This is a genomic window from Chromobacterium sp. Ag138 (genome assembly GCF_055181315.1).
In genome coordinates this window covers 1,837,448-1,847,736 of record NZ_JBUPWA010000001.1, presented here as the reverse complement: position 1 = coordinate 1,847,736, position 10,289 = coordinate 1,837,448, and the positions used below count along the sequence as shown (strand labels likewise).

The following is a 10,289-nucleotide window of genomic DNA, read 5'->3' as shown; positions in this document are numbered from 1 at the left end:
AACGGGCGCGCCGCGGCGCGCGGTCGTGATTTCTTTGGAGCGGAGCGATGACTGAAAGACTGATTCCCACCCTGGCGGCGGTAGTCGGCGTGCTGTTCGTCGCCAGCCTGTCGCTGTTTACCGTCGATCAGCGCCAGTACGCGCTGGTTTTCCAGTTCGGCGAGGTTGTGAAGGTGATCTCCGAGCCGGGCATCCAGTTCAAGATCCCGCTGCTGCAGAACGTCCGCTATTTCGACCGCCGCGTGCAGACCATAGACGCCGAGGCGCCGGAGCTGTTCAACACCCGCGAGAAGAAAAACGTGCTGGTCGACAGCTTCGTCAAATGGCGTGTCGTGGATGTGTCGCAGTTCTACAAGAGCGTCGGCTCCGAGGCCGCCGCGGTGGCCCGGCTGAAGCAGACCATCAACGACGGCCTGCGCGCCGAGTTCGGCCAGAAGACCGTCGCCGACGTCATTTCCGGCCAGCGCGACCAGGTGATGGAGACGGTTCGCAAGCGCGCGGACGCGGATGCGCGTAAAATAGGTGTGGAAATTCTCGACGTGCGCTTAAAACGAGTCGATTTTCCGGATAAAATAAGCAGTTCCGTCTACGACCGCATGCAGTCCGAACGCCGCACCGTGGCCAGCCAGCTGCGCAGCGAAGGTTCCGCCGACGCCGAGCGCGTGCGGGCAGAGGCCGACAAGCAGCGCGACGTGATTCTGGCCGAAGCCTACCGCAAGGCGCAGGAGCTGAAGGGCGCGGGCGACGCCAAGGCGGCGGCGATCTATGCCGACGCCTATGGCAAGAACCCCGAGTTCTACGCTTTCTGGCGCAGCATGGAAGCGTACAAGGAGTCGTTCAAGAACAAGAGCGACGTGATGGTGCTCGATCCGAGCAGCGATTTCTTCAAGTACCTGAAGAATCCGCAGGCGGGGCAAGGCAAGAGCAAGTAGGCGACAATTGATTTTTACGAAGACTGGCCGGGGCGACCTGGCCAGTTTGCTGATGACAAGGCGGGGCCCCTCCCGCCTTTTATTCTGTTGAAACGAAATGCGTAATTGGCTGTTACCCGAATACATCGCTGACATCCTCCCGGCCACCGCGCGCCAGGTGGAGTCGGCCAAGGCCGCGATGCTGGAAGGCTTTCGCGTGGCCGGCTACGAGCTGGTGCTGCCGCCGCTGATCGAGTACATCGACTCCCTGGTGAGCGAAGGCGACGACACGCTGGACCTGAAAACCTTCAAGCTGGACGACCAGCTGTCCGGACGCCAGCTCGGCCTGCGCGCCGACATCACGCCGCAGGTGGCGCGCATCGACGCCCACTTGCTGGGCGAGCGCACCGGCGTGACGCGCCTGTGCTACGCCGGCAGCGTGGTGCACAGCCGCCCGTCCGGCCTGACCAGCTCGCGCGAGCCGCTGCAGGTGGGCGCCGAGCTGTACGGCTACGCCGGCATCGAGGCCGACCTCGAGATCATCGAGCTGATGCTGTCCACGCTGGAGAAAACCGGCGTGAAGAAGCTGCGGCTGGACGTCGGCCATATCGCCATCTACCGCGGCCTGGCTGCGGCGGCCGGCCTGTCGCCCGAGATCAGCCGCGAGCTGTTCGGCCTGCTGCAGAACAAGGACGCCGCCGGCATCGCCGCGCGGGTGGCCGGCGTGGCCGAACCCTATAAGAGCGCCTTCCTGGCGCTGCCGGAGCTGTACGGCCCGGCGGCGGTGCTGGAGAAAGCGCGCACCCGGCTGCCGTCGCTGCCGGAGGTGGAACTGGGCCTGATGCAGTTGTCGGCCATCGCCCGCGCGATGGAGGGCAGGGTGGAGCTGAGCTTCGACCTAGCCGAGCTGCGCGGCGATTTCTACCACACCGGCCTGATGTTCGCGGCCTACGCGCCCGGCTGGTCCGACGCGATCGCCCGCGGCGGCCGCTACGACAATGTCGGCCGCCGTTTCGGCCGCGCCCGTCCGGCCACCGGCTTCAGCCTGGATCTGCGCGATCTGCTGCGTATCCTGCCGGAGCGCGATCCCAGCCGCGGCATCCGCGTCTCCGCCCGCCATCTGCCGGCGGCCGCCGCCGAAGTGGCGCGCCTGCGCGCCGGCGGCGAGATGGTCGTTGTGGATTACCTGGGCGAATCCGCGGCCGCATTGAATTGCGACCGAGAGCTGGTTCCCGCTGCCGATGGCTGGCAGCTGGCGCCGTTTCATTGAATTTTTGTTTGAATCTGACTGACGAAGAGGTTTTTTCCAATGTCCAAGAACGTTGTCGTGATTGGCACCCAGTGGGGTGACGAAGGCAAGGGCAAAATCGTTGACTGGCTGACCGACCACGCGCGTGCCGTTGTGCGCTTCCAAGGCGGCCACAACGCCGGCCACACCCTGTGGGTGAATGGCAAGAAGACCGTCGTGCGCCTGGTGCCGTCCGGCATCCTGCGTCCGGATGTCGAGTGCTTCATCGGCAACGGCGTGGTGCTGTCGCCGGAAGCGCTGCTGAAAGAGATCGACGAGCTGGAGGCCGCCGGCGTCAACGCTTCGGCCCGCCTGAAGATCGCCGAAGGCTGCCCGCTGATCCTGCCGTACCACATCGCGCTGGACCAGGCTCGCGAAGCCGCCAAGGGCGACGCCAAGATCGGCACCACCGGCCGCGGCATCGGCCCCTGCTACGAAGACAAGGTCGCCCGCCGCGCGCTGAAGGTGATCGACCTGTTCGATCCGGCCCGCTTCGAGACCAAGCTGAAGGAAAACGTAGACTACTACAACTTCCTGCTGACCAATCTGTTCAAGGCCGAGCCGGTGAGCTACGAAGCGATCCTGGCCGACACCATGAAGATGGCCGAGCGCATCAAGCCGATGGTGGCCGACGTGTCCCGCACCCTGTACGACCTGGACCAGGCCGGCACGCCCATCCTGTTCGAAGGCGCCCAGGGCACCCTGCTGGACATCGACCACGGCACCTATCCGTACGTGACCTCGTCCAACTGCGTGGCCGGCGCCGCCGCGCCGGGCGCCGGCGTGCCGCCGCAGATGCTGAACTACGTGCTGGGCATCGTGAAGGGCTACGCCACCCGCGTCGGCTCCGGTCCGTTCCCGACCGAGCAGGAAAACGAAATCGGCGCCTTCCTGGCCGAGCGCGGCAACGAGTTCGGTTCCGTCACCGGCCGTCCGCGCCGCTGCGGCTGGTTCGATGCCGCCGCGCTGAAGCGCTCGATCCAGATCAACGGTGTGTCCGGCCTGTGCGTGATGAAGCTGGACGTGATGGATGGCCTGGAAGAGATCAAGCTGTGCACCGGCTACATGCTGGATGGCCAGATGGTCGACATCCTGCCGTTCGGTTCCGACGCCGTCACCAAGTGCGTGCCGGTGTACGAAACCCTGCCGGGCTGGACCGGCACCACCGTCGGTGTCAAGCGCTGGGAAGACCTGCCGGCCAACGCCCAGGCTTACCTGAAACGCATTGAAGAAGTGTGCGGCGCGCCGGTCGACATCGTGTCCACCGGTCCGGACCGCGAAGAAACCATCGTGCTGCGCCATCCGTTCGGCCTGTAATCGATCCCAGGTTTCAGCCGGAGAAAAGCCCACCGCTTGCGGTGGGCTTTTTGTTTGCCTGGAGGCCCGCGATTCAGGCCCCGGCCCACGGCGCCAGCGCCAGTTCCGCGCGCAGCGGCTTGCCGCTTTTGCCGAACCAGCCGCCGCTCTCCAATATTTGTCCCCGGTTGCCAAAAGCCGTCATCGCCAGCTTCGCCGTCGCGGAGCGATGTCGACGCGGCAAAAAATTGTCTTCCTGGGTGAAGTGACAGGCGCGGTAATCCATCCGCTGCGGCTTGCCGCGCCTCGAGGGAGCCGCTCAAGCTGAGTTCGGCAGTATTGCTGCAGTGAAGGTCGCCGGACAGAAGCCCCACGTTCTGCACCCGCTTGTCGACGATGAGCCGCAGCACGCGGCGAGGGTGGCGGGAAAGGCGAGCAAGGAGTCGGCGGCCTCGTACCTGCGGGCCGGGCATCGCCGCCTGCGCGCCCGCTGCGGGGCGTCCATTGGATTGGGCGCGAACACGCAGGGCTGACGATGCACTTCGGCATATCGCCCAGCTTTTCCTGGCAATCGGTCAGGCTGGGACGGTCCAGTAGGCGGTTGTCGCCCAGATTGTCGGGCACGTCGTCGATTGGCGCTGGGTGCGCGAGTCGATCGCGAAGAACGGGTAGCGCCCGCACTGGAACTGGCAGAACAGCCGCTGGCCGTAGCTGCAGGGGCCGTGCACCCGCTGATAGCTGTGATAGGCGGCGATGACCAGGTTGAACACGCGCCGGCACTTGCCGTCGACGTCGGCGCCCTCGTCACCGGCGGAGCCGCGTATCCAGATGAGCGCGCTGCTGGCTGCGGCGTGGCCGACGATGGGGCCGAGCGGGGCCGGTCTGGGTTTGCTCATGGAAGCAGCCGGAGCCGGGCGCGTCGGTCCCTGTCCTGATGCGGGTGCGTGGAGGCGGCTGTTGTTATGATCTGCTCGGCGGCATGGCGGCCGGCCGTGTTTGAAACATATGCCGGGAGCGGCTGCCGCGGGAGAGCGTTTGGCGGGATGAAGTGGATGTACGGAGCCCGTCGCGGAAAAGGCTCAGGCCAAGTGTTGGAGGATGTTGACCAGCTTGCCCAGCGGATCGCGGACGAAGAAGCGGCGCACGCCCCAGGCCTCGTCCGCCGGCCCGTATTCGATAGCGATGCCGGCGCTCCGCGCGCGCGCCAGCGCCTGCTCCAGATCGTCCACCTCGATGGACAGCTCCGGCACCGGGGTGCCGGAGCCGCCTGCGCTGGCGAAGCTGATTTGCGGCTGCATCGCGGCGTCGGATGCGTAAATGCGTATCCAGCCATGGTCCATCACCATGTCCAGGCCCAGCACGTCGCGGTAAAAGCGCTCCGCGTCGGCAGGGGAGGCCGTGGCGATATTGGCGACGATGCGCAGCACTTTCATCACGCTCTCCCGCTGGATGGAGTGGATGATTCAGCATAGCCGCAGCCCCCTGCCGCGGTTCAGCTTTTGCCGCGGCCCGCCGGCTTGTAGCCGTCGTTCAGCGTTTTCAGAAAAGCCAGCATGTCGTCGATGTCGCGCTCGCTGAACATGGCTTTGCCGCCCGCCTTGCCGCCGAACGGCGCTTCCATGTTGACGTTGGCCTGATAGCGCGCCGGCAGGTCGTCGAACTTGGCCACCTTGCCGTCCTTGTCCTTCGGATACCACTTGCCGGGGCGGGTGTCGCGCTCGGCGTAGAAGCGCAGCACCTGGCGCAGGTCATGGAAGGCGCCGTTGTGGAAGAAGGTTTTGCGGCTGGCGACGTTGCGCAGCGAGGGGGTGCGGAACAGGCCGCAGTAGTCGCCGCGGTTCTTGAAATCGGTGCGGACCGGGCCGCACAGGCCCAGGTCGAAATAATGGCGATCGCGGTTGGCGGCCAGTTCCGGATTGCGCGGCGCGCCGACGGCGATGTGGCCGTAGTCGGTGAAGGCGGGGAAAGCGCCGCTCTCGCTGCGCTGGCTGATGTGGCAGGACGCGCAGTTGCCCTTGTCCGGATCGTTGAACGCCTTCAGCCCGCGCGCTTCCTGCGCGCTCAGCTTGGCCTTGCCGCGCAGATAGGCGTCGTACTTGCTGTCGTAAGGATAAAACTCGCGCGGATTCTGCTGAAACACTTCCAGCGCCAGCGCGGCCTTGTCGAAAGCCTGGGCGGGATGGCTGAAGATGTCGTTGCCGAACAGTTTCTGGAAGCGCGCGGCGGAGGCGGAGCGCCGCAGCTTGTCGACCACCGCGGCCGGCGTGCCGTTGGCCATCTCGTTGGCCGCCAACAGCGGCAGCGAGGCCTGGGCATGGGCGGAGTCGGCGCGGCCGTCCCAGGTATAGCCGCCGGTGGGCCCGGCGTCCTCGCTGTCGTTGCCGTCGTTGTCGTGGAAGTGCTCGCTGAACGGCGGCACGCTTTGCAGATAGCGCAGGGAAGGCGCGGCGCGGGTGCCGGGCTGTTTGCCATCCTTGCCGCCCAGCTGCGCGGCCAAACCATTCGGCGGGCCGTAGGCATGGGACGGGCTGTGGCAGGTGGCGCAGGATATCTTGCCGGAGGCGGACAGAGAGCGGTCGAAGAACAGCTGGCGGCCCAGTTCTTCCAGCTGCTTGGCGCTGACCGGGTGCGGGCCGGGCGCGTAGCTGGCGTTCTGAGAGGCGGGTTGGGCTGGAGTCGCGGCCTGGGCGAACCAGGCGTAGGCGAGGGCGAAAGCGATGAAGAGCGCGAGGCGTGGCATGGCGGCGGTGTCGGTTTACGGTGGCGGGACTGTACTGCGGATTGATGACAGAAAAATGAAAAATGATTGTTTAGATCTGGCGCAGACGGAAAATACTGAATAAATGTAAATGCAATGTAACATGCTGTTGCGATACTGCGCGCTTCCCGTCAAATCGCAAGGATATTCGCAATGCAACGTTTAGCCTGTGGCCTGGCGCTGACCCTGGTCGGCGCCGCCGTATTGAGCGCCTGCGGCAGCGGCGGCGCTTCCGCCTCCACCAGCGGGTTGGTGACCGGCAGCTACTTCCGCCATGCCAAGGTTTGTCTGGACCGCAATGGCAACGGCCGTTGCGATGCCGCCGAACCCTCGACCTACACCGACGACAATGGCGCGTTCAGCCTGAGCGGCCAGGGCGATGTGGTGGTGGAGGTGGGTACCGACGCCGTTCGGTATGACCCCGACACCCAGACTGCCGCGCCGGTGACCGATCCGCTGGTATTCCGCGCGCCGGCTGGGGCCAACGGCGTGGTCAGCTCGCTGTCTTCCGAGGTGGCCGACCTGATGGATGGCGGCATGGACTTGAACAGCGCGCGCAAAGCGGTGGCCGCGCGGGTGGGCGTGCCGGCGGACAAGCTGTTGGGCGACCACAATAAGGAAAGCGATCCCGATGTCAAAGCCGCGCTGAAGGCGGCGATCAACCAGAACATCGACGCCATCGCCGGCGCGGTGAAAGAGGCGGGCGCCGGCGGCGACATCAAGGGCAGCCTGCACAGGCGAATGGCGCTGTCGGACATCAAGAACGTGGTGGTGATCTACGCCGAGAACCGCGGCTTCGACAATCTGTATGGCCTGTTCCCCGGCGCCAACGGCGTGCCCGGCGTGAATCCCGCCTCCAAGGGCGGCTACGTCGCGCAGAAGGATTTCGACAACTCGGTTCTGCCGGCGCTGCCGCCGACCTGGGGCGGCCTGACCGCCGCAGGGCAGGCGGTGACCTTGAGCCAGGCGCAGACCATGGGTTTCGCCAACAAGCCGTTCCAGATCGACGATCCGAACGGGTTGAACGGCACCGGCGTGGCGGTGCCGCAATCGGTGATCACCCGCGACCTGGTGCACCGCTTCTACAACAACCAGATGCAGATCAACGGCGGCGCCAACGACAAGTTCGCCGCCTATTCCGACGCCGGCGGCCTGTCGATGGGCTATTACGACGGCAGCAAGATGGCGATGTGGAAGCTGGCCCAGCAATACACGCTGGCCGACAACTTCTTCATGGGCGCCTTCGGCGGCTCCTTCCTCAATCACCAGTATCTGGTCTGCGCCTGCGCGCCGCAGTATCCGAATGCCGATGCTTCGCCGGCCAAGGGCAGCATCGCTGCGATCGATGTCGACGCCAAGGGCAATTTCGCGCGGCTGACGCCGGCGGCCAATGCGCCGGCATCGGTATTGTCCGGCCCGGCCAAGTATCTGAACGACGGCAATCTGACCCCCAGGGACGCGGCCGGCATGTACTATGCGGTCAACACCATGCAGCCGGCTTTCCAGCCCAGCGGCAACGCGCCGGCTGCCAGCGACGCCAGCGGACTTTACGCCGATCCGTCCAAGGCCAATACCTTGCCGGCGCAGACCCAGGCGACCATCGCGGATCGCCTGGACGCGAAGCAGATCAGCTGGGCCTGGTATGCCGGCGGCTGGGCGCAGGCCACGTCAGACCGCAGCAAGATCTATAACGGCGGCGTGCCCAATTTCCAGGCTCACCATCAGCCGTTCAACTACTATGCCAGTTTCGATTCGTCCAAACAGGCGGCCTATCGCGGCCAGCACCTGAAGGATTTCGATCAGGATTTCCTGAGCGCCGCAGCCGCGGGCGCGCTGCCGCAAGTGGCTTTCTACAAGCCGCAGGGCAACCTGAACCAGCACGCCGGCTACGCCAGCGTGGCGGACGGCGACGCCCACATCGCGTCGGTGATCGCCAAGCTGCAGCAAAGCCCGCAGTGGAAGAACATGCTGGTGGTCGTCACCTATGACGAAAACGGCGGCTTCTACGACCACGCGGCGGTGCCCAAGGGCGACCGCTGGGGGCCGGGCACCCGCATTCCGGCCATTCTGATCTCGCCGTTCGCCAAGAAGGGCTATGTCGATCACACCCAGTACGATACCGCGTCCATCCTGCGCTTCCTGACACGACGCTTCGGCCTGCAGCCGTTGCCGGGCGTGACCGCGCGCGATGTCGCGCTGGTGAGGAACGGCGGCAAGCCGATGGGCGACTTCACCTCGGCGCTGGCCTTCAACTGAGCCGTTCCGCGCCGCTGACTGCTGGGCCGCCCGCTTTGTCGGGCGGCTTTTTGTTAGCGTTCATGACATTCGGCACGCTGGCGGCCGCGGAGTGATAAACTGAAACGCTTCTCGCTCATATCTTTTCGTCATGCAGTTGAAAATCGCTCCCGGCATGCTGACGCCGCTCATCGTCGCCACGGCGCTGTTCATGGAAAACATGGACGCCACCGTGATTTCAACCTCCTTGCCGGTGATCGCGCAGGATCTGGGGGTGGACCCGATCTCGCTGAAGCTGGCGTTGACGTCCTATCTGGTCAGCCTGGCGGTGTTCATTCCCATCAGCGGCTGGATGGCCGACCGTTTCGGCGCCCGCCGCATTTTTCGTTCCGCCATTCTGGTATTCATGCTGGGCTCGCTGTTGTGCGCGATGACCGGCAGCCTGCATGGCTTTGTGCTGGCGCGCTTCCTGCAGGGCATAGGCGGGGCGATGATGGTGCCGGTGGGGCGGCTGGTCATCTTGCGCACCATAGACAAGGCGGATCTGGTGCGGGCGCTCAGCTACCTGACCGTGCCGGCGCTGCTGGGACCGGTGATAGGGCCGCCGCTGGGGGGCTTCATCAGCACTTATTTCCACTGGCGTTGGATCTTTCTGATCAATATTCCGATCGGCCTGCTCGGCTTGGCGCTGGCGGGGCGTTTCATCGCCAATCTGAAAGAGGACGAAGTGCCCAGGCTGGACTGGTGGGGCTTCCTGCTCACCGGCGCCGGCCTGTCGATGCTGATGCTGGGCCTGGCCACCGAGGGCAAGCACATGCTGTCGGCGACCGCGTCCATCTGGCTGAGCCTGCTCGGCGCCGCGCTGCTGCTGATCTATCTGCGGCATTACCGTCGGCAGTCGCATCCGCTGCTGGATCTATCCTTGCTCAGGCTGCCCACTTTTTATGCCGGCGTGGCCGGAGGCTTCATATTCCGGGTCGGCATCGGCACCATTCCCTTCCTGCTGCCCTTGATGCTGCAGTTGGGGTTCGGCTTTTCGCCGTTCGAGTCGGGCCTGCTGACTTGCTCCACCGCGATGGGGGCGATAGGGATGAAGACCGTTGTCTCCAAGGTGTTGCAGCGGTACGGCTTCCGGCGGGTGCTGGTGGTGAACAGTATTTTGGCGGGGTGTTCGGTGGCCGTGTACTCGCTGTTTCAGGCGGATACGCCGCATTGGCTGCTGCTGCTGGTGTTCGTGCTGGGCGGTTGCTTGCGCTCGCTGCAGTTCACCAGCTTGAACGCGATCACTTTCGCCGATGTCGACAAGGAGAGGCTTAGCCACGCCACCAGCTTGTCCAGCGTCGCGCAGCAACTGGCTGCCGGCTTCGGCGTGACCGTGGGCGCGTTCGCGTTGCAGGGCGCTGCCTGGCTGCAGGGCCATCAACAGCTGACCGCCGGCGATTTCGGCCACGCATTTCTGTTCATGGGCGGCCTGACCATATTGTCCAGCCTGCAGTTTTGGAAGCTGGAGCAGGATGCTGGACGGCAGGTGTCGGCGGGGCATTAGGCGAAGCGTGGATAGCAAAAACAAGAGCGCCGGCTGATGCCGGCGTTTTGCGATGGGGGGAGGGGAACGCAAAAAAGCCGCTGATTTTTCAATCAACGGCTTTTATGCTTGGTGCCCAAGAGAAGACTCGAACTTCCACACCCTTGCGGGCGCTAGGACCTGAACCTAGTGCGTCTACCAATTCCGCCACCTGGGCTAAAACTTTAAATTGTATTGCTGCTGAAATCTGGAACTGAAAGCGCCAGACTTTAAAAT

Annotated in this window: 9 protein-coding genes and 1 tRNA gene; 5 read left to right on the top strand and 5 right to left on the bottom strand. The window is 64.8% G+C overall.

Annotation, left to right across the window (positions count from 1 at the left end; all coding sequences use genetic code 11):
• Positions 1 to 47: 47 nt before the first annotated feature.
• The 3 genes from hflC to ACY3GB_RS08325 all read left to right on the top strand — a co-directional run bounded on the left by hflC (position 48) and on the right by ACY3GB_RS08325 (position 3,516).
• Positions 48 to 932, top strand: coding sequence for a protease modulator HflC (hflC, locus tag ACY3GB_RS08335; RefSeq protein WP_463088333.1), 885 nt, complete (start codon positions 48 to 50; stop codon positions 930 to 932).
• A gap of 97 nt (positions 933 to 1,029) precedes the next feature.
• A complete protein-coding gene (locus ACY3GB_RS08330; protein ID WP_463088332.1) occupies positions 1,030 to 2,181 on the top strand; it encodes an ATP phosphoribosyltransferase regulatory subunit in 1,152 nt (383 codons plus the stop codon).
• A 39-nt stretch (positions 2,182 to 2,220) separates the two neighbouring features.
• On the top strand, positions 2,221 to 3,516 hold the full coding sequence (locus tag ACY3GB_RS08325) for an adenylosuccinate synthase (RefSeq protein WP_463088331.1): 1,296 nt from the start codon (positions 2,221 to 2,223) through the stop codon (positions 3,514 to 3,516).
• Between the two features lie 73 nt (positions 3,517 to 3,589).
• Here ACY3GB_RS08325 and ACY3GB_RS08320 read toward each other — a convergent pair whose 3' ends face one another.
• From ACY3GB_RS08320 to ACY3GB_RS08305, 4 genes are all read right to left on the bottom strand, one after another.
• Positions 3,590 to 3,781, bottom strand: coding sequence for a hypothetical protein (locus ACY3GB_RS08320; protein WP_463088330.1), 192 nt, complete (start codon positions 3,779 to 3,781; stop codon positions 3,590 to 3,592).
• 289 nt (positions 3,782 to 4,070) lie between these two features.
• A complete protein-coding gene (locus ACY3GB_RS08315; RefSeq protein WP_463088329.1) occupies positions 4,071 to 4,391 on the bottom strand; it encodes a hypothetical protein in 321 nt (106 codons plus the stop codon).
• 183 nt (positions 4,392 to 4,574) lie between these two features.
• Positions 4,575 to 4,928 carry a VOC family protein gene (locus tag ACY3GB_RS08310; RefSeq protein ID WP_463088328.1) on the bottom strand — a complete coding sequence of 118 codons (354 nt, stop codon included), beginning with the start codon at positions 4,926 to 4,928 and terminating at the stop codon, positions 4,575 to 4,577.
• 59 nt (positions 4,929 to 4,987) lie between these two features.
• Positions 4,988 to 6,235, bottom strand: coding sequence for a cytochrome-c peroxidase (locus ACY3GB_RS08305; protein ID WP_463088327.1), 1,248 nt, complete (start codon positions 6,233 to 6,235; stop codon positions 4,988 to 4,990).
• A gap of 171 nt (positions 6,236 to 6,406) precedes the next feature.
• Between ACY3GB_RS08305 and ACY3GB_RS08300 the strand changes: the two genes are divergently transcribed.
• Both ACY3GB_RS08300 and ACY3GB_RS08295 read left to right on the top strand, forming a co-directional pair.
• Complete coding sequence (locus ACY3GB_RS08300; protein ID WP_463088326.1) at positions 6,407 to 8,509, top strand: acid phosphatase; 2,103 nt, start codon at positions 6,407 to 6,409, stop codon at positions 8,507 to 8,509.
• A 130-nt stretch (positions 8,510 to 8,639) separates the two neighbouring features.
• Entirely contained in the window at positions 8,640 to 10,034 is a 1,395-nt protein-coding gene (locus tag ACY3GB_RS08295; protein ID WP_463088325.1) for a DHA2 family efflux MFS transporter permease subunit, read from the top strand.
• 109 nt (positions 10,035 to 10,143) lie between these two features.
• Here ACY3GB_RS08295 and ACY3GB_RS08290 read toward each other — a convergent pair.
• A tRNA-Leu gene (locus ACY3GB_RS08290) sits at positions 10,144 to 10,230 on the bottom strand.
• Positions 10,231 to 10,289 lie beyond the last annotated feature (59 nt).

Excerpts from the sequence above, each read along its gene's own strand:
- ACY3GB_RS08295 (WP_463088325.1), top strand. The coding sequence starts at position 8,640 with ATGCAGTTGAAAATCGCTCCCGGCATGCTGACGCCGCTCATCGTCGCC.
- ACY3GB_RS08330 (WP_463088332.1), top strand. The coding sequence starts at position 1,030 with ATGCGTAATTGGCTGTTACCCGAATACATCGCTGACATCCTCCCGGCC.
- ACY3GB_RS08315 (WP_463088329.1), bottom strand. The coding sequence starts at position 4,391 with ATGAGCAAACCCAGACCGGCCCCGCTCGGCCCCATCGTCGGCCACGCC.
- ACY3GB_RS08320 (WP_463088330.1), bottom strand. The coding sequence starts at position 3,781 with ATGGATTACCGCGCCTGTCACTTCACCCAGGAAGACAATTTTTTGCCG.
- ACY3GB_RS08325 (WP_463088331.1), top strand. The coding sequence starts at position 2,221 with ATGTCCAAGAACGTTGTCGTGATTGGCACCCAGTGGGGTGACGAAGGC.
- hflC (WP_463088333.1), top strand. The coding sequence starts at position 48 with ATGACTGAAAGACTGATTCCCACCCTGGCGGCGGTAGTCGGCGTGCTG.
- ACY3GB_RS08300 (WP_463088326.1), top strand. The coding sequence starts at position 6,407 with ATGCAACGTTTAGCCTGTGGCCTGGCGCTGACCCTGGTCGGCGCCGCC.
- ACY3GB_RS08305 (WP_463088327.1), bottom strand. The coding sequence starts at position 6,235 with ATGCCACGCCTCGCGCTCTTCATCGCTTTCGCCCTCGCCTACGCCTGG.
- ACY3GB_RS08310 (WP_463088328.1), bottom strand. The coding sequence starts at position 4,928 with ATGAAAGTGCTGCGCATCGTCGCCAATATCGCCACGGCCTCCCCTGCC.